The sequence below is a fragment of the Roseomonas sp. TAS13 genome (assembly GCF_001950415.1).
Lineage (GTDB): Bacteria > Pseudomonadota > Alphaproteobacteria > Acetobacterales > Acetobacteraceae > Roseomonas > Roseomonas mucosa.
The window spans coordinates 1-19,996 of sequence record NZ_BDLP01000013.1 but is presented as its reverse complement, the minus strand read 5'-3'; the positions used below and the strand labels follow the sequence as shown (position 1 = coordinate 19,996).

The 19,996-nt window shown below is 67.1% G+C and carries 17 protein-coding genes; 7 read left to right on the top strand and 10 right to left on the bottom strand.

Annotation, left to right across the window (positions count from 1 at the left end; translation table 11 throughout):
- Nucleotides 1–129 precede the first annotated feature (129 nt).
- The 10 genes from ROTAS13_RS02395 to ROTAS13_RS02350 form a co-directional block, all read right to left on the bottom strand.
- Nucleotides 130–1,008: an NAD(P)-dependent oxidoreductase gene (locus ROTAS13_RS02395; protein WP_075821444.1), complete on the bottom strand. Its 879-nt coding sequence runs from the start codon at nucleotides 1,006–1,008 to the stop codon at nucleotides 130–132.
- Nucleotides 1,005–1,910 carry an amidohydrolase gene (locus tag ROTAS13_RS02390; RefSeq protein ID WP_216348575.1) on the bottom strand — a complete coding sequence of 302 codons (906 nt, stop codon included), beginning with the start codon at nucleotides 1,908–1,910 and terminating at the stop codon, nucleotides 1,005–1,007. Before ROTAS13_RS02390 ends, ROTAS13_RS02395 begins: the two co-directional genes overlap by 4 nt.
- Nucleotides 1,907–2,908: a tripartite tricarboxylate transporter substrate binding protein gene (locus tag ROTAS13_RS02385; protein WP_075821443.1), complete on the bottom strand. Its 1,002-nt coding sequence runs from the start codon at nucleotides 2,906–2,908 to the stop codon at nucleotides 1,907–1,909. The genes ROTAS13_RS02390 and ROTAS13_RS02385 overlap by 4 nt, the downstream gene beginning before the upstream one ends.
- A 16-nt stretch (nucleotides 2,909–2,924) precedes the next feature.
- Nucleotides 2,925–3,911: a tripartite tricarboxylate transporter substrate binding protein gene (locus tag ROTAS13_RS02380; RefSeq protein WP_226945870.1), complete on the bottom strand. Its 987-nt coding sequence runs from the start codon at nucleotides 3,909–3,911 to the stop codon at nucleotides 2,925–2,927.
- 39 nt (nucleotides 3,912–3,950) lie between these two features.
- The gene (locus ROTAS13_RS02375; RefSeq protein WP_075821441.1) at nucleotides 3,951–4,799 is read right to left on the bottom strand and encodes an ABC transporter substrate-binding protein; all 849 of its coding nucleotides are present in this window, start codon (nucleotides 4,797–4,799) and stop codon (nucleotides 3,951–3,953) included.
- On the bottom strand, nucleotides 4,792–5,475 hold the full coding sequence (locus ROTAS13_RS02370; protein WP_026033604.1) for a 4-carboxy-4-hydroxy-2-oxoadipate aldolase/oxaloacetate decarboxylase: 684 nt from the start codon (nucleotides 5,473–5,475) through the stop codon (nucleotides 4,792–4,794). Before ROTAS13_RS02370 ends, ROTAS13_RS02375 begins: the two co-directional genes overlap by 8 nt.
- A gap of 450 nt (nucleotides 5,476–5,925) precedes the next feature.
- Nucleotides 5,926–6,816, bottom strand: a complete 891-nt coding sequence (locus tag ROTAS13_RS02365; protein ID WP_058390342.1) for a ParB/RepB/Spo0J family partition protein — start codon at nucleotides 6,814–6,816, stop codon at nucleotides 5,926–5,928.
- 1 nt (nucleotide 6,817) lies between these two features.
- Entirely contained in the window at nucleotides 6,818–7,831 is a 1,014-nt protein-coding gene (locus tag ROTAS13_RS02360) for an AAA family ATPase (RefSeq protein ID WP_026033605.1), read from the bottom strand.
- A 204-nt stretch (nucleotides 7,832–8,035) separates the two neighbouring features.
- On the bottom strand, nucleotides 8,036–8,668 hold the full coding sequence (locus ROTAS13_RS02355; RefSeq protein ID WP_139323247.1) for a hypothetical protein: 633 nt from the start codon (nucleotides 8,666–8,668) through the stop codon (nucleotides 8,036–8,038).
- A 17-nt stretch (nucleotides 8,669–8,685) separates the two neighbouring features.
- Nucleotides 8,686–9,537: a helix-turn-helix domain-containing protein gene (locus ROTAS13_RS02350; protein WP_075821440.1), complete on the bottom strand. Its 852-nt coding sequence runs from the start codon at nucleotides 9,535–9,537 to the stop codon at nucleotides 8,686–8,688.
- 825 nt (nucleotides 9,538–10,362) lie between these two features.
- On the opposite strand from ROTAS13_RS02350, the gene ROTAS13_RS02345 reads away from it, so the two are divergent.
- From ROTAS13_RS02345 to fdhE, 7 genes are all read left to right on the top strand, one after another.
- Nucleotides 10,363–11,478, top strand: coding sequence for a hypothetical protein (locus ROTAS13_RS02345; protein WP_126281722.1), 1,116 nt, complete (start codon nucleotides 10,363–10,365; stop codon nucleotides 11,476–11,478).
- Between the two features lie 65 nt (nucleotides 11,479–11,543).
- Nucleotides 11,544–12,809 carry an FAD-binding oxidoreductase gene (locus ROTAS13_RS02340; protein ID WP_075821439.1) on the top strand — a complete coding sequence of 422 codons (1,266 nt, stop codon included), beginning with the start codon at nucleotides 11,544–11,546 and terminating at the stop codon, nucleotides 12,807–12,809.
- 82 nt (nucleotides 12,810–12,891) lie between these two features.
- Complete coding sequence (locus ROTAS13_RS02335) at nucleotides 12,892–13,893, top strand: 4-hydroxyproline epimerase (protein WP_075821454.1); 1,002 nt, start codon at nucleotides 12,892–12,894, stop codon at nucleotides 13,891–13,893.
- A gap of 296 nt (nucleotides 13,894–14,189) precedes the next feature.
- Nucleotides 14,190–17,273, top strand: coding sequence for a formate dehydrogenase-N subunit alpha (fdnG, locus tag ROTAS13_RS02330; RefSeq protein ID WP_099780858.1), 3,084 nt, complete (start codon nucleotides 14,190–14,192; stop codon nucleotides 17,271–17,273).
- A 56-nt stretch (nucleotides 17,274–17,329) separates the two neighbouring features.
- Nucleotides 17,330–18,268 (top strand): formate dehydrogenase subunit beta, encoded by a 939-nt coding sequence (gene fdxH / locus ROTAS13_RS02325; RefSeq protein WP_226945894.1) that lies wholly within the window; start codon nucleotides 17,330–17,332, stop codon nucleotides 18,266–18,268.
- On the top strand, nucleotides 18,265–18,945 hold the full coding sequence (locus ROTAS13_RS02320) for a formate dehydrogenase subunit gamma (protein ID WP_019463346.1): 681 nt from the start codon (nucleotides 18,265–18,267) through the stop codon (nucleotides 18,943–18,945). Before fdxH ends, ROTAS13_RS02320 begins: the two co-directional genes overlap by 4 nt.
- 40 nt (nucleotides 18,946–18,985) lie before the next feature.
- The gene (fdhE, locus tag ROTAS13_RS02315; protein ID WP_075821437.1) at nucleotides 18,986–19,906 is read left to right on the top strand and encodes a formate dehydrogenase accessory protein FdhE; all 921 of its coding nucleotides are present in this window, start codon (nucleotides 18,986–18,988) and stop codon (nucleotides 19,904–19,906) included.
- Nucleotides 19,907–19,996: the final 90 nt, after the last annotated feature.

Sequence of the window (19,996 nt, the reverse complement as noted above, 5' to 3'; positions counted from 1 at the left end):
GCCCTGGTGCGCGCGGTCGGGACGGCACGCGCCAGGATGTCACCCTCCGAAGGCACGGCCCCGGCCAGGCATCATGCCTCACCGGGGCCGTCAATCCCAGCCGGGCCGGCTGCCGTGCCGGAGGACGGATCAGAGCTTCGCCAGGACCGCGTCCAGTAACGCGTCGAGGTCCTCGGTCGCCAGCTCCTCCGGGGAAAGCCTTGCCCCGCGATCGGCGGACCAGTCCTGCCGCTCCGCGATCGGGCCACTGAGGATCGGCGGCACGCCGACCTCCGACACAGTGCGGGCAACCTCGCGCATTTCCTCCGCGCGGCGCCGGCCATGGATCAGGGGACGGCTGATCACGTAACGCGCCAATCCACGCCAATCGGGATGCGGCAGGGTGTCGGAAAGGGAGGCCAGGACCTCCTTCTCCACACCGTAGCGCCGCGCGGCCAGGAGGCACTCCGTGGCCAGGGCCTCCAGGCCCTTGATCATCACGCTGCGGCACATCTTGACCGAGGAGGCGCGGCCGACCTCTTCCGAGAAGACCGTCAGGGCCATGTCGAAAGCCGACATGCTCACGGCAAAGGCCGTGGCGTGCGGCCCACCCAGCAGCATGGGCGAACGGAGACCCTTGGGCGGCACGCTGGTCATGACCGCGGCCTCCACATAGCGACCGCCGGCCGCCTCCACGATCGCCGTGGCCTCGCGCTTCGTGCCGGGGGACACGGAATTCACGTCCAGCACGAAGGGGGCATGGCCGAGGCCCGCCGCGATGGAACGCATGGCGTCCAGATCGGAACCGGCCGTCACCGCGACGATGACCAGCTCCGCCCCCCGCACCGCCTCCAGCGGAGAGGATGCCGCCGCCTGTCCCGCCTGCCCGGCGTTCCGCGACGCCTTGCTGTCCGGGTCGGCGAAGGCGGGATCGAAGGCGGCGATCTCCGTGACGCCAGCGGCGCGCAGGTCGCGCGCGAAGATGCTGCCGACCTCGCCATAGCCGATGATCGCGATGCGCATGCTCATGCCGTCTGCTCCTCGCTCCAGTAAAGGCGGGCCGGGTTGTCCACCAGGATCTTCCGGCGTGCCGGCTCGTCCGTCACCGCCTCCGCCAGAAGGTCCAGAAGGTCGCCGTCATTGGGCATGTCCCCGGCGATGTTGGGATGCGGCCAGTCCGTGCCCCAGAGCACGCGGTCCGGCGCCACGGAAACCAGGGCGCGCGCAAAGGGAAGCGCGTCGTGGAAGGGTGCCCCTTCGGAGGAGACGCGTTCGGCACCGCAGACCTTCACCCAGGCCCTGTCGTTGCGCATCAGCTCCAGCAGGCTCCGGAAGGCCGGCTGCTCCAGCCCGCCCCGCGCCTTCACCCGCCCCATATGGTCGATCACGAAAGGAACGCGGATGCGGGCGATGCGGGGCGCCAGTTCCGTCACGTCCTGCGCGTCCAGATGCAGCACCACATGCCAGCCGAGAGGCTCGATCTGCTCCAGCACCCGCTCGAAGAAGCCCATATCCGGCATGCCGCCGAGATGGCGCACGAAGTTGAAGCGCACGCCGCGAATGCCGCCTTCGTGCAGGCGCGCCAGCTCGGCGTCGCTCACGCCGGGCTCCACCACGGCAACGCCGCGATACGCGCCGCCGGAGCGCGCGATGCCGTCCAGCGTCACCCGCATGTCGCTGCCGTGGCAGGAGGCATGGACGATCACCGCGCGCTCGATGCCCAGGATGCCATGCAGGCGGCGCAGGCCATCGAAGGGTGCGTCGGGCGGCGTGTAGGCGCGGTCAGGCGCATAGGGGAAGACGGCATCCGGGCCGAAGATGTGGCAATGCGCGTCGCAGGCGCCTGGCGGGGCCCGGTAGCGGGGCGGGCGCGTGTCCGGGTCCGGGCCCTTGCAGGTCGGGATGTCGCGGGGGGGCAATGTCTTCGTCACTGGCGCGGGATTCCTGCCTTCTCGATCACTTCGGCCCAGCGCGCCGTATCGGCTGCCAGGAGCTTGCCCATGGCCTCGGCCGTTCCGCCCTGCGGCTCCACCCCCGACTGGGTGAGGATGTCGCGCACGGCCGGCCGCGCCAGCACGGCATTCACCGCCTCGTTGATGGCGGCGATGGCCGGGGCGGGCGTGCCCGACCTGGCAACCAGGGCGTTCCAGGAGGTCACATCGTAGTCCTTCACGCCGAGCTCGGTCAGCGTCGGCACGTCGCCCAGGTTCGGCGCGCGCTTCGTCGAAGTGAGCGCGATGGGTCTTATGGCCCCGTCATGGATCTGGCCCAGCAGAGGCGCCGTGATCTCGAATGCCAGGTCCACATCGCCGCGCAGCAGCGCCGTGACGAGCTGCGGCGTGGCCGGGAAGGCCACGGTTTCCGCCTTCACATCCGCCCTGATCTTGAAAAGTTCAGCCGAAAGGTTCTGCGTGCTCCCGGCATTGATCGTCCCGATGTTCAGGCCCCCGGGCTCGCGCCGCATCTTTTCCAGGAGGTCGGAGAAGCTCTTGATGGGGGAGCCGGGCGCCACGATGAGCGCGATGGGAAAGCTGCCCAGCGTCACGATCGGCGCCAGGTCGCGCAGCGGGTCGAAGGGCAGCGAGTGGAAGAGGGTGCGACTGATCGCCGTCCCGTTTGTCGCCGCCATCAGCGTGTGGCCGTCCGCCGGGGCGTTCATCAGCTGCTGCGCGGCGGGGATACCACCGGCCCCGGGGCGGTTGTCCACCACCACTGGCTGCCCCAGCCGGTCGGCAAGGGGGTTGGCGACGGCCCGCACGGTGAGGTCCGCCACGCCACCGGCCGCGAAAGGCACGATGACGCGGATCGGGTGATCCGGGAAACGGGTCTGCGACAGGACGATACGGGGCGCCGCCAGCGTGGATACCCCCAGGAACGTACCCGCGCCGAGGAATACGGTTCGGCGCGTGATCGCCGGATGATCGGTCATGCCTTTCCTCCCTGGCTCAATTGGCCTGGACGCCGGTGCGGCGGATCACGTCGCCCCAGCGTTCCCGCTCCGCCGTGATGAAGCGGCCGAATTCCTCTGGCGTGCCGGGCGAGGCCACGGCGCCTTCCGCCTCCAGCCGGGGTTGCAGCTTCTCCCCTTTCAGGATGCGGGCGCTTTCCGTGTTTAGGCGCGCGACGACCGCGGGCGGGGTCCGGGCCGGAGCGACGAGGCCATACCACTGCACGGCCTCGAAACCGGGCATGCCCTGCTCGGCGATGGTGGGAATGTCCGGCGCGGCTGCCAAACGTTGCAGCGAGGAGACACCCAGGGCACGCAGCAGCCCATTGCGCACCGCGGGCAGGGCCGGGGGGCCGCCTGTCAGCGTCAGGTCGATGGCACCCGAGATCAGGTCGTTCATCATGGGGCCGGTGCCGCGATAGGGCACATGCGTCATCTCGATGCCCGCCGCGAGGCTGAAGGCGACGGCGGCAATATGCGCAGCCGATCCATTGCCGCCGGAACCGTAGGTGAGCCCGCCCGGCTTCTCCTTGGCGAACGCTACCAGTTCCGGCACCGTCTGGGCACGGAGCTTCGGATGGACCACTATCACGTTCGGCACGATGGCGACGAGCACGACCGGGGCGAAGGCGGTGGCCGTGTCGAAGGAAAGGTTGTGGTAGAGAGCCGGGTTCACCGCCAGCGTGCCGATATGACCCATCATCAGCGTATGGCCATCGGCCGGGGCATGGGCAACGAATTCCGTGCCGATCGTCCCGCCCGCACCGCCGCGGTTCTCCACGACGAAGGGCTGGCCGAAGCCCTCCTGCAGCTCGCTGCCCAGGGCGCGGGCCAGGATGTCGGTGGAACCGCCTGGCGTGAAAGGCACCACGATCCGGACCGGGCGCTCGGGCCAGCGGGACGTCTGCGCGCCGGCGCTCCGCGTCGCAAGATGGGCGCCGAGGCCCAGCATTCCCGCGGCGATCCCGCGGCGTGTCGTTGGCATTTCTTCTTTCCTCCCTTGCAGGCCACCCGGGGCCCGCTCCTATCCGATCCCGGCTGGGAGCCCCTCCCAGATTTCCTCCAATGTCAGCGGTGCCGGCAGGAGCTGTTGTTCCGCGCAGAAGCGGCTGGCGAGAAGAAGAGCCGGATCGAGCGCCGCATGGCCGGTCATCGGCGCGTCCCGGAACAGGCGGACGAGCTCGGCGGCCAGGTCCGGTCGCCGCGCGACGACGTCGCCGCGCATGACCAGAAGGTGGTTCACCGGCTTGAAGCCATATCTCGCGCGGAACGCCTCGCCCGCCGCGACCGGATCGGGAAAGACCGTGCGCAGCTTCGGGTCCTCCGGCACGTCATTGCCGACGATCACCGCGTCCAGCGCGCCCTTCTCCAGCATGGCCATCATGTCGGACCCGGCCGGGGCACGCTCCGCCCAGGGTGGGTCCCGGTACTCGGCCAGATGGGCATCCTCGAAGGTCACCCAGTGCAGATCGCTCGGCCGAAGGCCGAATTCCTCTAGCAGGCAGCCCCGTAGCCACATCCCCGTGGTCTGGCTATAGGCACGCACCCCGAGACGCCGGCCCGCGAGGTCGATCGGCCCCGCGACGGGACTGTCCGCCCGGCAGAGCAGCGCGGCCTCCTGGAAGCGCGCCGCCATCACCACGGGCAGCAGCACCAGCGGCTTGCCGGCGGCCTTGGCCATCAGGAAGGTCGCGATGGCCATCTCGCTGACCTCGAAGCGTCCTTCCCGCACCATGGGTGCGAAGGCGCGGCTGACCGGCTTGATCCTCGCATCCTCCAGCCGGAGGAGCAGCGAGGTGACCTGGCCATCGAGCACCGGCGCGCTGTGCGGATAGCGCCCGATGGCCGAATGCAGGACGGTCGGGTCAGTCATCGGCGTCCTCGTAGCGCAGCCCCTTCCTGGCCAGCGCCTCGCGCATTCCATAGATGTCCAGCCCGAGCTCGCCGGCGGACAGACGCGCCCGGGTCCTGGCTTCCTTCTCCTCCCGTGTGGCGGAGGCGCGCAGCACGGCCTCGGCCTCCCCGCGTCGGACCACGACCACCCCGTCATCGTCGCCAACGACCAGATCGCCCGGGTGGATGAGCTGCCCGGCGCAGACGACGGGCAGGTTCACGTCCCCCAGGGTCTCCTTGACGGTGCCCTGGGCCGAAACGGCCCTGGACCAGACGGGGAAGCCCATCTCCCGGAGCGCACCCACGTCGCGGCAGCCGGCCTCGATCACCAGGCCGACCACGCCGCGGGCCTTCAGCGAACAGGCCAGGAGCTCACCGAAATAGCCCGCGTCGGAGGGCGAGGTGGGCGAAACAACCAGGACATCGCCGGGGCGGCACTGCTCCACGGCCACATGGATCATCCAGTTGTCGGCTGGCGCGATCGACACGGTCACGGCGGTGCCAACGGCGTGTGCGCCCGGATAGATCGGCCGCATATGAGCGCCCAGAAGGCCACGGCGCCCCTGCGCCTCGTGGATCGTCGCGACACCAAAGGGTGCGAACCCGGTGGCGATCTCGGGCGGAACGCGGGGTGGACTACGGCGGACCAGGCTCATGCCAGACTCTCCACGACATGCAGGAACAGAAAGGGGTGCCCTTCGGCCGGGATGGCGAGCCCCTCCGCCATGCCGGGTCTGGGCCTGCTCACCTGTGCCCCTGGCTGATGCGGGACATCGGCTTGGCCGTCATGGGGCCAAGGCATGGGAATGGCTGCGAGAAGACGTTCCATAGCGCGCGACGTGCCTTGTTGACCGGCTCGCACCATTGTTCTTCCTCCCGTCACCAAGCAGGTGCGGGGACCCTAGGCGCGACAGGAGGCCTTGTCGTATCGCTTTTCCCTCGGTCGCTATGAGCAACCGGCATAGGATGCATATCCAGGTCCGCGGAATGGTGCGACGCAAAAATCGAACGTGGCAGCGGCCCTCTGGCTTCGCATGCCCACCGCAGCGCCAGTTCTGCCGACCAGAGACTGGGGTTCTGACGTCAGAACCCCAGTCTCCGGCTTCTCAGTCCTGTTGCGACAGGATCTGCGCAATACGCGCCTGCACCTCGATCAGTCTTTCCCGCTCCAACGCCGACGGGGCGCGCTTGCGGGCCACCAGATCCTGCAGCCACTTGTCGAAACGGTAGAGCGCGACGGGCTTCGGCGCCTTGCGGGCGGCTCTGGGGGGCGGCTCCTCCGCCTCGGCAGGTGCTTCATGCGCCATCTTCGCGGTCCGCAGGGCACGGACCGTGATCCGCCCGGCATAGGCATTGGCGATCAGGGCATCCCGCATCCGGCCTGCCGGCAAGCGCGCGAGTTCCACCAGGATGTTGCGCGGCAGGTCCAGCTTGCCGTTCTCCAGGTCCATGACGAAGGAGGGCGGCAGCGTCAGCATTCGCAGCGAGGCGCTGATCTCCCCCTTGGTCCGGCCCAGCACCTCGGCGACACGCGTCTGGGTCCAGCCCTGGCTTTCCAGGAGCCGCTGGATGCCCCGCGCTTCCTCGACCGGCGTCAGGTCGATCCGTTGCAGGTTCTCCAGCAGGGCCAAAGCTCCGGCGCCATCCTGCTTCTTCCACTCGATCGCCAGGATCGAAGGCCAGCGGAGCAGCTTCGCCGCCCGCCAGCGCCGTTCCCCCGCCACGATGACCCAGTCCGCGGGGCGCTCCGGATCGCGGCGCAGGAGGATGGGCTGCAACTGTCCCTGGTCGGACATGGTGGAGGCCAGGGAAGCGAGACCGTCCGGGTCGAAACTCTTGCGCGGCTGGTCCGGGTCCGGCGAGACCCGGTCCAGCGGCGCCTCGAAGGTATGCGCGAAGCGGCTCGCGGGCGTCACGAGCGAATTTGTCGCTTCCCCGATCGAGTTCGCCACGGCCCCGAGCAGGGGCGAGGGACGACGCTTGCGGGACACGGCCATGTCAAGCGACCTCCGCCCGCGGCAGTGGCCTGCCATCGCTAAGCGCCTCGGCCAGCCGCAGATAGGCAGCCCCGGCCGCCGCGCCGCTCTGGCCATGGCTGGCCGGGACCGCGATCCGCCCGTCGCGGGCAGCATGGCCGAAGGCGGCGCTGGCCGGGATCGGCTCCAGCAACGGCACCCGTTCCATCATGGCCTGCGACAGGTGGCTCAGCACCTCGCGGTCTACGGCCCGGCGCTGGCTGAACTGGGTCGGCAGGACGCCGATGATCCGTAGGTCCGGGTTGAGCCTGCGCTGCACCTTGTTCGCGGTGGCCAGGATGAGACCCACCCCCATCGCGTCATAGGGTTCAGTGCGGACGGGCACGATCACCTCCGTCGCCGCGGCGAGGGTCATCCAGGTCAGCATGCCGAGATTGGGTGGCGCATCGAGCACGATCCAGTCATAGCTGGACCGGATCGGCGCAACCGCCTCCCGCAAGGCGGCATCGAAGCCCGGTTCCCGGCGCCCATCGGTGTCCGAGAGTTCGATATGGCTGGCGACCAGGTCGAAGGGGATGATCCGCCCCTGACCCGCCGTGTCGGCCAGCACGTCGCCGGCATGGACGATGGCCTCGGCGAGGGGACGGCCGTTCAGGATGACATGGGCGGTGGTGCGGCCCTGGCGATAGGCCTCGACCCCGCCGCCGGCCAGCACCGCGGCGGTGGCCGTGGCCTGCGGGTCCATGTCGATCACGAGCACGCGGCGTCCCAGGGCCGCCAGGGAGGCCGCGACGTTCAATGCGCTGGTGGTCTTGCCGACGCCGCCCTTCTGGTTGGCGAAGGCCAGGATACGAGCATTGGCGGGACGCGCCTGGGAGATGGCCGCGATCTCCACTGCGACTTCGCGCGGGATGGGCTCGCGCCCATTCTCCCAGCGGCTGATCTTGGACTTGTCGTAGGCGCGGCCCATGCGCCTGTTGAGGATATCCTTCAACTCGACCTGGCTGAGACGAAGCTGCTGCCTCGCCTCCTTCAACAACTGCGAATCCACGCTCAGCCCCCCGGAACAACTGGCCCCATCGACAGCCGGCGACGTTGCTACAGATCATCAACCCAATCAACCCATAGGTTGATGGTTGCTTCAGGTTCGGACATCGGAACACCATCTCCCACCATTGTCGCGTAGGCTGGCGGCGGCCCGGCAGAACCACGTTCATCGGACCTCCCGGTGGGCATCCGGTCAGGCCGGAACCCGTCGGAAGGTGCGCTGGGTCAGATCCTCCATCCGGCGCAGCATGGGATTTCGCCTCGTCTCCGCTCGGTACAGCAGCGCCTGCAGCCTCTGCCGGCGCGTTTCCGGTTCGGAGACGGCTTCCCGGCAAAGCGCCACCATCTCGCAGATCTGCGGCCGCCATTTGCGGGTGCGGCGCCATTGCCGACAAGCCTCTTCCACGGCCCATATCGGGAACTCCCCGAGATCCTCGGCCCAGTCGTCAGCGATCATCTGCTCGACCTGTGGCGGGTTCGGCTCGGCGCGAAAATGCGAAAGCAGAGCCAGGATGCGGGCGAGGAGCACGCCCCTCTCTGCCGGCCGCAGCGCTATCTCCAGTTCCGAAAGGTGTTGTGCAGCCAGATCGGCCAGCCCGTCCTCGACCTCCGATGGGGGTTGCCAAGTCTCCATGATCCGGACCGTGCCATTGTCCGGGAAAAGGAAGCGCCGCTCCTGGATGCCTCTTTCCAGGAGCCTCGCCACGGGTGTCGGCGGAGGCGGCAGAGGCTCTCTCGCCACCAGCGATGCCGCATCACGTCTTCCGGCCATACTGGAAGGCCGATCCTCCCGCCTGGGATGGGAGGTTCGCGGATTGATCTGCACGCTCTGGCCCCTCCAGTTCAGTAGGGGCTGACATGGCTGGGCGGCGACATGGCCGCGGCTGCCCAGGCGTCGAAGCGATGGAGGCGGTGCTCTGCCGGTTGCCTCGCGGCGGACACGGCCTGCTGGCCCGCCCCTTCCAACCCGGTGGCCTGCGGACGTCGAGGCTGTGTACGGTCGGCGATCAGCCATTCCAGCCAGGCTGCATCGAGATTGGCGTAACGGTAGCCCTTGGCGCGGCAACGCGTGACGAAGCGAAGCGTGTGGTGCTCCAGCGGCGCATCCGGGTAGAGCTGTCGGGCGCGTTCGGCGATCTCCCGCGACGGCGACCAGTCCTGAGCGGGCTCTGCCAGGGAAGCCCCTGGTCTTGGCGGTTGTGTCGGCTCGTCCCGTTCTTTCGGAGGCGTTTGGTCCCTGCGCTGCGCAGGCACAGCGTGCGTGTCCTGAATCTGTTCAGGAGTCGCGTGACTCGTGTCAGCCGGATGACAGGGCCTGTCGCCAGCCGGACGAAGCCCTGTCTCTCCCATGACAGGAAGCTGGGTGTCCTGCACGAAGCTGCGTGCCTGCTCCGGCGTCTGGGCCAGATGGTAACGGCAGCTCGTGGTGCCGCCGTTCTGGCGGGCGCGCGCCTGCTTGCGGATCAGCCCGGCCGCGGCGAGTTCGGCGATCACCCGGTTCACCCAGGGGCGGCTGCGGCCCAGCCGCCGTGCCAGTGTCGCCTGGGATGGTTCGCAGAAGCCGGCTTCATCGGCATAGGTGCAAAGGGCGGCCATCACAGCCAGCCGGTCGGCATCCACGGCAGGATGCAGCAGCCACCAGGCGGGGATCTTGCCCCACCGGGTCACCTGATCGAGGGGTGCATTCGATGCCATCCGGAACCTCCGCCTGTGTGAGTCGGCGGCATCCGGAAGCGCCTCCCTGGCCCGAGTCAAACCATGACTCGGGAGCGGCTGTAGGAACTCGGCGCGCTTCGGATGGCAAAGGCCGCGGAAACGGAAGGGGAGCCGCGCTCTTGTATAGGGCGGCGGCGCACCGGCTTCGTGACGGTCTTGCGACTCCGATTCCGGCCGGGATTCGGCGCGAATATGGAGGGCAAGCGCGCGGTCGCCGGCTATGCGCGGCCGGCTCCGCCATGCCGGGAACTTCCCCGAGGCGCTGTCTGCTATCGGCTCGGTATCTTCAGTGGCTACTTCTTGGGGCGGTACCCGCCATCGTCCCCACAGATGTAGGAATTTCGCGCGTTTCCCGCTGAGGGGAGCCTCCGGGCCCTTGGTCAGCACCATCCGGATATAGGAGATCGGCGCGTTTCACGGCCCGCGAGGGATGTGAGGCGCGAAATGCGCCAATCCCCTATACCTCACCCTTGCAGCGGTAACGGAAACGCGCGCTTACCCTACAGGCCCCGTAGGGGGCCAAGCTCCCTGCACCGCCCGGAGGCGGGATAGCTGTAGGGAAAGCGCGCGTTTGAGGGATGGCTGTAGGGGATGGACGCGCTTCACCATCCACTCGCCCTGGCGATTCGGTCGGTTTCAGCCCGGGGGAAGCCGGAATCGTCAGCTAAACGCGCCTTTCCCCTTCATAAAGGCGCCGATCGCCTCCACGGTCCGCGCCTTTCTCCTTCATACCTGACGCAACAGGCGCTTGATGACCGGGGCCTGAGCCCGCCAAATGAGCTGGACGCGGGCGGAAAGGGGATCATGTCGGAGCAGAGGGCCGCTTTGAAGCAGCCGACCCCATTGCAGCTCATCCTGTTCGAGAACTCGGACGCGGATGACAAGCGCTATACGAACACGATCAACCTCTACGACATCGCGCCTCGCTTCGTGTTCTACACGGACAGCCGGGCAGAAGGCGGCTACCTGCGTTCGATACGCCGCGAGTTTGAACACGCCGGCATCACCTACAAGCTGCTGCTCCGTCCCGGCCGCCTGGTTCGGGCGGACGGAGCCGAGCGGGAGGAGTTCCCCGGGGAGCGCGAGCAGATCGTCGAGGCGGTGATGCAGCGCATCGCCAGCGACCGTGCCCGTCTGAGCGTGGAGAACGAGAAGGTGCGGCTCTCCTTCTCCCTGTACGAGATACGGGAAGAGCTGCGGAAGGTCCGGCACCTCTACAGCCTGGACGAGATCAAGGACGCGCTGACGGTCCTGCACACGGCGGTGGTCGAGATCACCCGCACGGACCGCAAGGGGCAGATGGTTCTGTCCTCCTCCTCCTTCCCGGTGCTCGCCCTGCGCCGGAAGGACGACCAGGAAAGCGCCTATCTGGAGTTCAATCCGCTCGTCGAGAATGCGATCAAGAATCTCCACTACCGCCGCATCAACTACGACTGGCTGATGCGGATCTCGCATCCATTGTCGCGCTGGCTCTACCTGAAGCTGTGCCAGAGCATCACGGAGGTTCGGCCCGGGGAAAGCCCCCTGATCTCGATGACGGCCATGGAGATTGCCCGGGATGGGCCCATGGCGGCACGCTCGCGGCCGCGGGACACGCTGCGCTACGTGACGAAGGCCGTGGAGGTCCTGGTCCGGGATGGGCTTCTGGAGGATCTTGGCCCGGACGGGACGCGCATCATCAAGGACGGCCGCAAGAAGGCGGACGTGGCCTTCGACATCGTGCCGACGCAGGGCTTCATGGATGACATCCGCCGCGCCGATGCCCTGGTGGCGGACAGCAAGGAGCGTCTGCGCATTGCCTCGGGCAGCGAAAGCCCGAACCGCTTCGTGAATGTCGAGCGCGCTTCCACCCATACGGTAAAGTCCGCCCGCCGCCGTCTGGCCGCGAACGCTTTGGCCAAGACCGCTTCGGGGGGATAGGCCCATGAGTGTTTCGGACCATCCACCGGGGATGGGCAGCTCCGGCCGGATGTGGCGGAACCCGGATGAGCTCCGCGGAACCTGATCGCAACGGCGCCGACGTGGTGGTGATCGGCGGCGGCATCATCGGCTTGGCCATCGCTTCCTGCCTGCGGCAGCGTGGCCGGTCGGTCCTGCTGCTGGACCGGAAGGGCATCGCCCTGGAAGCCAGCTACGGCAATGCCGGCGCCTTCGCCTTTTCCGACGTCATGCCCCTGGCCTCGCCCGGAATCATGCGCAAGGCGCCACGCTGGTTGCTGGACCCTCTCGGTCCTCTGGCCATCCCGCCACGCTACCTCCCGCGTATCGCGCCCTGGCTCTTCCGCTTCTGGCGCGCCAGCCGCCCGGACAGGGTCCGGCGCAGTGTCCTGGCGCAGGTGGCGATGATGCGGCTCGCGGAACAGGAGATGTCCGCCCTGGTCGAGCGGTACGGGTTGGCGTCCATGGTCCGTGCCGACGGCGCGCTGGAGCTCTACGAGAGCGAGGATGAATGGCAGGCCGCCCTGCCGGGATGGGAACTCCGGGCCGCGCATGGCATCGCCTTCCGGCACCTGCGGGGAGGGGAGATCGCCGCATTGCAGCCGGGCCTTTCGCCCCACATCCGTGTCGCGACCTTTGTGCCGGGATGGAAGACCGTCACCGATCCGCATCTCTTCGCACGCGCCATGGCTAGCCGGTTGCAGGAGCATGGGTTGATCTTTCGGCAGGCGGAGGTCCGGACGGTACGGCCGGATGGAGACGCCCGGGTATCGGTGCATCTGGCTGATGGCACCAAACTGGCGGCTTCCCGGGCGGTGATCGCCTGTGGTGCCTGGTCGCGCCCCCTGGCCTTGGCCCTGGGGGACCGGATCCCGCTGGAAACGGAGCGCGGTTACAACACCACCCTGCCGCCCGGCGCCTTCGACCTGCGGCGCCAGTTGACCTTCGGGGCGCATGGCTTCGTGGTGACGCCGATCGGCGGCGGGGTACGCGTTGGCGGTGCCGTGGAACTCGGTGGGCTCTCTGCTCCGCCGAATCATGCGCGTTCACAGGCCCTGCTGGACAAGGCGGCCACCTTCCTTCCCCAGTTGCGCACCACCGGCGGAACGCCGTGGATGGGTTTCCGCCCTTCGCTTCCCGACAGCCTTCCCGTGATCGGGCCGTCCCGGGCCAGCCCGCACATCCTCTACGCCTTCGGCCACGGCCATCTCGGCCTGACCCAGTCGGCGGCGACGGGGCGGCTGGTCGCCGATCTGCTCACCGGCCAGGAACTCCCCCTCGATCCCGCCCCCTTCCGCCCCGGACGTTTCTGAGGCGCGCCATCCTGCTGGCCGGGCGTGACGGCAGAGGATCAGGCGCTATGCTCTGGTGAATACCGAACGGCGAGGCATCCTCATGGCACGGCACAGCTTCTTCTGCATTGACGGCCATACCTGCGGCAATCCGGTGCGCCTGGTCAGCGGTGGCGGGCCGATCCTCGCCGGCACCAGCATGATTGAGAAGCGCGCCCATTTTCTCGCTGAATATGACTGGATCCGGACCGGTCTGATGTTCGAGCCGCGCGGGCACGACATGATGTCGGGCTCGATCCTCTACCCGCCCACCCGGCCGGATTGCGACATCGCCATCCTGTTCATCGAGACCTCGGGCTGCCTGCCGATGTGCGGGCATGGAACCATCGGCACCGTCACCATGGCCCTCGAACATGGCCTCGTGACGCCGAAGCAGCCTGGCCTCCTGCGCCTGGACACGCCGGCCGGCGTCGTCACCGCCGCCTACCGGCAGGAAGGCGGCTTCGTCGAGGAAGTGCGGATCACCAACATCGCCTCCTTCCTGCATTCGGAAGCGCTGGAGGTGGATTGTCCCGGCCTGGGCCCGATCCGTGTCGATGTTGCCTATGGCGGCAACTTCTACGCCATCGTCGATCCGCAGGAGAGTTTTCGCGACATGGCCGACTTCTCGGCCTCCCATCTCGTGCAGATGAGCCCGCTGCTGCGGCGCGCCCTGAACCAACGCTATGACTTCGTGCATCCCGAGAAGCCCGAGATTCGTGGCCTCAGCCACATCCTGTGGACCGGCGCACCGAAGCAACCGGGAGCGGATGCGCGCAACGCCGTCTTCTACGGGGATAAGGCGATCGACCGCTCGCCCTGCGGCACAGGAACCTCGGCGCGGATGGCGCAATGGGCCGCGAAGGGAAAGCTGCGCCCAGGCGACGCCTTCGTGCACGAGAGCATCATCGGATCGCTCTTCCACGGTCGGGTGGAGGAAGTCGTCAGCTTGGGCGGGCGTTCCGCGATCATCCCCTCCATTGCTGGCTGGGCGAGGACCACAGGCTACAACACCATCTTCATCGATGACCGCGATCCCTACGCATATGGTTTTCAGGTGGTGTGAACTGGACGGGAGTGCTGACGTCAGAACCACGGGGATGTAGTGCAGAGCAGCGAGATGTTGCGTTACCGAACGTATAAAACCACCGCCCATTTCAACCTTCGGCAACGGTCACTATCGGTCTTCATCCCTTGCGCCGAGCCAAGGCGGCGCAACTCTCCATATTATGATGGCACACTACGATGAGGGTGCCGCCAGCACCGGGATTCGCCCCTGAAGCTTGCTTGACCGCAAACGAGACGGAAACTAACTCTTTCCGGTATACGAGGCCCAAACGGCCCGAGGAGGCTTCTGTGACCATGCAGATCTCGCGGCGCGGCCTGCTGAAGGCTGCTGGCGCGGGTGTCGCGGCAACGTCTTTGGCATCCATGGGGTTCGGTGAGGCGGAAGCCGCCGTCGCCGCCCATGTCCGGCCACTGAAGCTCGCGAACACCACCGAAACGCGCAACACCTGTCCCTACTGCTCCGTGGCCTGCGGCGTCATCCTCTACTCGAAGGGAGACGTCCGGAAGGGCGACAAGGCCGAGATCATCCATGTCGAGGGCGACGTGGATCACCCCACCAATCTCGGCACGCTCTGCCCCAAGGGCGCGGCGCTCAAGGACTTCATCCACGCGCCGACCCGGCTGAAGCAGCCCATGGTACGCCGTCCCGGATCGGACCGCTTCGAGCCGGTCTCCTGGGACCAGGCGCTGGACCGCATCGCCCGGCTGATGAAGGACGACCGCGACGCCAACTTCCTGGGTCAGAATGAGGCCGGTCTGCCGGTCAACCGCTGGACCACGGTCGGCATGCTCGCAGCCTCGGCCACGACCAACGAGACCGCCTGGTGTACCTTCAAGGTCGCCAAGGGTCTCGGCATTGTAGGATTCGACAACCAGGCTCGCGTCTGACACGGCCCCACGGTGTCCAGTTTGGGCCCGACATTTGGCCGTGGCGCGATGACGAACGCCTGGACCGATATCAAGAACACCGATCTCGTTGTCGTTATGGGCGGCAATGCGGCGGAAGCACATCCCTGCGGCTTCAAATGGGTCACGGAGGCGAAAGCCCACCGGGGCGCCAAGCTGATCGTCGTGGATCCGCGCTACACCCGCACGGCCTCGGTGGCGGATTTCTACGCGCCGATCCGGCAGGGCTCGGACATCGCCTTTCTGATGGGCGTGATCCGCTACTGCATCGAGAACGACAAGATCCAGTGGGAGTACACCAAGGCCTTCACCAACGCGGCCTATATCGTGAAGGAAGAATTCGGCTGGCAGGACGGGCTCTTCACCGGCTATGACGAGGAGAAGCGCGACTACGACCGGTCGAGCTGGGAATACGAGGTCGGCGAGGACGGCTATGCCGTCACCGACCCGACCCTCCAGCACCCCCGCTGCGTCTGGAACCTGCTGAAGCAGCACGTCTCGATCTACACGCCCGAAATGGTGGAGCGCATCTGCGGCACGCCGAAGGCCAAGTTCCTTCGCGTCTGCGAGATGATCGCCGAGTGCTCGTCGCCGACCAAGACGATGACCTCGATGTACGCGTTGGGCTGGACGCAGCATTCGCACGGCGCCCAGAACATCCGCGGCATGGCGATGCTCCAGCTCATCCTGGGCAATATCGGCGTGCGCGGCGGTGGCATGAACGCGCTGCGCGGGCATTCCAACATCCAGGGCCTGACCGATCTGGGCCTGATGTCGCACCTGCTCACCGGCTACCTGAACATGCCGACGGAGTCCGAGAAGGACTTCGAGACCTACATGAAGAGCCGGCAGTTCAAGCCGCTCCGTCCAGGCCAGACCAGCTACTGGCAGAACTACCGGAAGTTCATGGTCAGCTTCCAGAAGGCCATGTGGGGCGACAAGGCCACCGCCGAGAACGGCTGGGCCTACGACTACATCCCGAAGCTGGACGTCCCTTCCTACGACGTCCTGCGCATGTTCGAGCTGATGAACGAGGGCCGGGTCAACGGCTATATCTGCCAGGGCTTCAACCCGGTGCTGGCCTTCCCCAACCGGGGCAAGGTGGTTTCGGCCCTTTCCAAGCTGAAGTTCCTGATCACCATGGACCCGCTGGAGACGGAGACGGCCCGCTTCTGGGAGAACCATGGGGACTTCAACCCCGTGGACACCGTCTCCATCCAGACCGAGGTGTTCCAGCTTCCCACCACCTGCTTCGCGGAGGAGGAGGGATCGCTCACCAACTCCGGACGCTGGCTGCAGTGGCACTGGGCCGGTGGCTCGCCGCCGGGCGAGGCGGAGCACGACACCTGGATCATGGCGCAGATCTTCCTGCGCATGCGGGAGCTCTACCGGAAGGAGGGCGGGGCCTTCCCCGATCCCATCCTGAACCTGTCCTGGGACTATCAGGACCCGACGGAGCCTTCGCCGGAGGAACTGGCGAAGGAGATCAACGGCCGCGCCCTGAGCGATGTGCGCGACCCGAACGATCCTTCCAAGGTGATCGTCCAGGCCGGGAAGCAGGTGCTGAACTTCACGCAGCTGCAGGATGACGGCTCGACCATGAGTGGCTGCTGGATCTATTCCGGCTGCTTCAACGAGGCAGGCAACAACATGGCCCGCCGGGACAACCACGATCCCGACGAGACCGGCGCCTATCTCGGCTGGAGCTTCGCCTGGCCGCTGAACCGCCGGACACTGTACAACCGCGCCTCGGCGGATCTGCAGGGCAAGCCCTGGGATCCGAGCCGCAAGATCATCGAATGGGATGGAGCCAGGTGGACCGGCTATGACGTGCCCGATATTGGTGTCACGGCGAAGCCCACCGAGGTCGGCCCCTTCATCATGAACCCGGAAGGCGTCTCCCGCCTCTTCTCCCGGGGCATGATGCGCGACGGGCCTTTCCCGTCGCATATGGAGCCCTTCGAATCTCCGGTGCCCAACGTGCTGAACCCACGCATACGGGGCAATCCGGTGGCGCGCGTGTTCCAGAACGACGTGTCCCAGTTCGGCAACGCGGACGAGTTCCCCTTCGCGGCGACCTCGTACCGGCTGACAGAGCACTTCCACTATTGGACCAAGCACAACCGGGTGAATGCGTCCCTGCAGCCGGAGTTCTTCGTGGAGATCTCGGAGCAGCTCGCCGCCCTCCGCAAGATCGACAACGGAAGCTGGGTGCGGGTCTGGTCCAAGCGTGGCTCGGTCAAGGCGAAGGCCCTGGTCACCAAGCGCATCCGCCCGCTGATCTGCGATGGGCGGGAGGTGCATGTGGTGGGCATTCCGCTCCACTGGGGCTTCGTGGGCGCGGCCCGGAAGGGCTTCGGCCCGAACTCGCTTTCACCCTTCGTGGGTGAGGCGAATATCGAAACCCCGGAATACAAGGCGTTTCTGGTCAATATCGAGCCCAGCACGCCGCCTGGGGGGGCAGTGGCATGAGCGCCGGCATGATGGACAGCCCGCGGACGGCGGCCAGCAATCCGCCGACGCAGCCGATGGCCAGCCAGTTCGGCGAGGCCGACCTAATCCGCCGTTCGGCGACGGAGAACCTGCCCGCGCCGCAGCGGCAGTTCACCCCTGTGGCCAAGCTGATCGATGTCTCCAAGTGCATCGGCTGCAAGGCCTGCCAGTCCGCCTGTGTCGAATGGAACGACACCCATCCGGACATCGAGGAGAATCATGGGGTCTATACCAACCCCCATGACCTCACCGAGAACATGTTCACCCTCATGCGCTTCACGGAATGGGTGAATCCGGAGACCGACAACCTCGAATGGCTCATCCGCAAGGATGGCTGCATGCACTGTGCCGACCCGGGTTGTCTCAAGGCCTGCCCGGCCCCCGGCGCGATCGTGCAGTACAGCAACGGCATCGTGGACTTCATCCACGAGAACTGCATCGGCTGTGGCTATTGCGTGAAGGGTTGCCCCTTCAACATCCCCCGCATCTCCAAGGCCGATCATCGCGCCTACAAGTGCACCCTCTGCTCGGACCGGGTCGCGGTGGGGCAGGGGCCGGCCTGTGCCAAGGCCTGTCCGACCAAGGCCATTGTCTTCGGCACCAAGGAGGACATGAAGAAGCATGCCGAGGAGCGCATCGCCGACCTGAAGTCGCGCGGCTATGCCCATGCCGGGCTCTACGATCCGCCCGGCGTCGGCGGGACGCATGTGATGTATGTCCTGCACCACAACGACAAGCCGCATATCTATGCCGACCTGCCGGACAATCCCAGGATCTCTCCCCTGGTGCAGACCTGGAAGGGTGTCACCAAGTATGTGGGCTTGGCGGCGATGAGCGTCATGGCGGTCGGCAGCGTGATCCACGGCGTCTTCGCGCGTCCCAATCGGGTCAGTGAGGAGGACGAGGAGAATGCCGAGAAGCTGGTGGAAACCAGCGTGAAGGCCCCGCCGCAGCCGGGAGAGCATCTACGATGACCGAGCACGTCCAGCCAGGAGATGCCATCCACCCGGGCAAGCCCGTCACGGTGGACCGCTACGGCCCCCTGGCTCGGCTCAACCACTGGATCACAGCCATCAGCCTGATCCTGCTGGCGGTGTCCGGTCTGGCCCTGTTCTGGCCCTCCCTGTTCTTCCTGACCAATCTTTTCGGCGGCGGGCAGAACACCCGGGCGATCCATCCCTGGATCGGTGTGGTGCTGTTCTTCAGCTTCTTCGTCTTCTTCTTCCAGCTCTGGCGGGCAAATCTTCCCGCCAGGGTGGATTTCGTCTGGCTGTCGCGGATCAAGGACGTGGTCAGCGGCAACGAGGAGAAGCTGCCGGAACTCGGCAAGTACAATGCCGGTCAGAAGTTCATCTTCTGGGCCATGACCGGGCTGATCCTGGTGCTGATCGTCAGCGGCCTGGCGATCTGGGAGCAGTATTTCGCCCCCTATACCTCCATCCCGACCCGACGGATTGCCGTGCTGGCGCATTCCATCGCGGCTGTGCTGATCATCTGCGTCTTCATCCTGCACGTCTATGCGGGAATCTGGACGCGGGGCACGTTGCGGGCCATGACCCATGGCTCGGTCACGGGCGGCTGGGCGTGGCGGCATCACCGGAAGTGGCTGAAGGAACTGGCTGGTCAGCGTAAGGTCGACCCCGCCGAATAACCACCGACAACGCGTGGCCGGTCCGGTCCGCGGAGGATCCATGTCAGGATTTCACAGCCTTCAGCCCGATCCCTCGATGATCGGGCGCATGCTCAAACCACCTTTCGCCGTCATGCCGGATCCGGTGGCCCTGTTCCGGCGGCGGGCGGAACGCTTCTCGGTTCTGGCGGGGGGCAGCCATCTGGCCCCCTACCTGGATTTCCTGGCCGGGCTGAGCCGTCTCCAGGCCGACCTGGCCGCAGAGCTTTCCCCCGCCGAGGCCATCCCCACAGAACAGGTCCAGCGCGCGAGGGAGAACCGCATGCCTCCGCTGGACCGCGCCTCCCTGGCCGGGGATGCGGGGCTGCGAGCCCTGGCGCGGCGCTTCCTGGAGGATGTGGCGGCTCTGTCCATGCCCGCGCCCGCGGCGGCGGCCCTGACCGAGCTGCGGCAGGCGAAGCCCGAGGTGCTGGACCGGATGATCGGCGATGTCCTGGCGGATTCCATCCCCGCCGATGCCCTGCCGCAGCACCTGTTCCTGTCCGCGGCCGTGCAGGTCCACGGCGCGAGGCTGGCCTCCCTGCTCGACCCGAAGCAGCTCGTCCCGGTGGAGACAGGCCTTTGCCCCTGCTGCGGCGGTCCGCCCGTTTCCTCCATGGTGGTGGGGCACCAGGGGGCGGAGGGGGCCCGCTACGCCGCCTGCGCCTTCTGCGGGACCCAGTGGAACGAGGTGCGGATCAAGTGCCTTGCCTGCGGTTCCACGAAAGGTATCGGCTACATGGCACCCGAGAGCGGGGAAGAGGCCACCGTGAAGGCCGAGACCTGCGATTCCTGCCGGAGCTGGGTGAAGATCCTTTACCAGAACCGCAATCCGGTGCTGGAACCGGTGGCGGACGACGTGGCCAGCCTCGGCCTCGACCTGCTGATGCGGGACACCGAATACCGCCGCGCCGGCTTCGATCCCTTCCTGCTGGGCTACTGATCCATGTCCGGCAAGGCGGCGTTGCGGGCGCTCCCCTCGGTGGATCGCGTCCTTTCCCTGGCCGGGGCGGCCATCGCTGTCTCTTGATCA

Coding starts and splice junctions, on each gene's coding strand:
- ROTAS13_RS02320 (WP_019463346.1), top strand. CDS start 18,265: ATGACCGAGCACGTCCAGCCAGGAGATGCCATCCACCCGGGCAAGCCC.
- ROTAS13_RS02345 (WP_126281722.1), top strand. CDS start 10,363: ATGTCGGAGCAGAGGGCCGCTTTGAAGCAGCCGACCCCATTGCAGCTC.
- ROTAS13_RS02350 (WP_075821440.1), bottom strand. CDS start 9,537: ATGGCATCGAATGCACCCCTCGATCAGGTGACCCGGTGGGGCAAGATC.
- fdhE (WP_075821437.1), top strand. CDS start 18,986: ATGTCAGGATTTCACAGCCTTCAGCCCGATCCCTCGATGATCGGGCGC.
- ROTAS13_RS02370 (WP_026033604.1), bottom strand. CDS start 5,475: ATGAGCCTGGTCCGCCGTAGTCCACCCCGCGTTCCGCCCGAGATCGCC.
- ROTAS13_RS02380 (WP_226945870.1), bottom strand. CDS start 3,911: ATGCCAACGACACGCCGCGGGATCGCCGCGGGAATGCTGGGCCTCGGC.
- ROTAS13_RS02335 (WP_075821454.1), top strand. CDS start 12,892: ATGGCACGGCACAGCTTCTTCTGCATTGACGGCCATACCTGCGGCAAT.
- fdxH (WP_226945894.1), top strand. CDS start 17,330: ATGGCCAGCCAGTTCGGCGAGGCCGACCTAATCCGCCGTTCGGCGACG.
- ROTAS13_RS02375 (WP_075821441.1), bottom strand. CDS start 4,799: ATGACTGACCCGACCGTCCTGCATTCGGCCATCGGGCGCTATCCGCAC.
- ROTAS13_RS02385 (WP_075821443.1), bottom strand. CDS start 2,908: ATGACCGATCATCCGGCGATCACGCGCCGAACCGTATTCCTCGGCGCG.
- ROTAS13_RS02395 (WP_075821444.1), bottom strand. CDS start 1,008: ATGAGCATGCGCATCGCGATCATCGGCTATGGCGAGGTCGGCAGCATC.
- ROTAS13_RS02340 (WP_075821439.1), top strand. CDS start 11,544: ATGAGCTCCGCGGAACCTGATCGCAACGGCGCCGACGTGGTGGTGATC.
- ROTAS13_RS02365 (WP_058390342.1), bottom strand. CDS start 6,816: ATGGCCGTGTCCCGCAAGCGTCGTCCCTCGCCCCTGCTCGGGGCCGTG.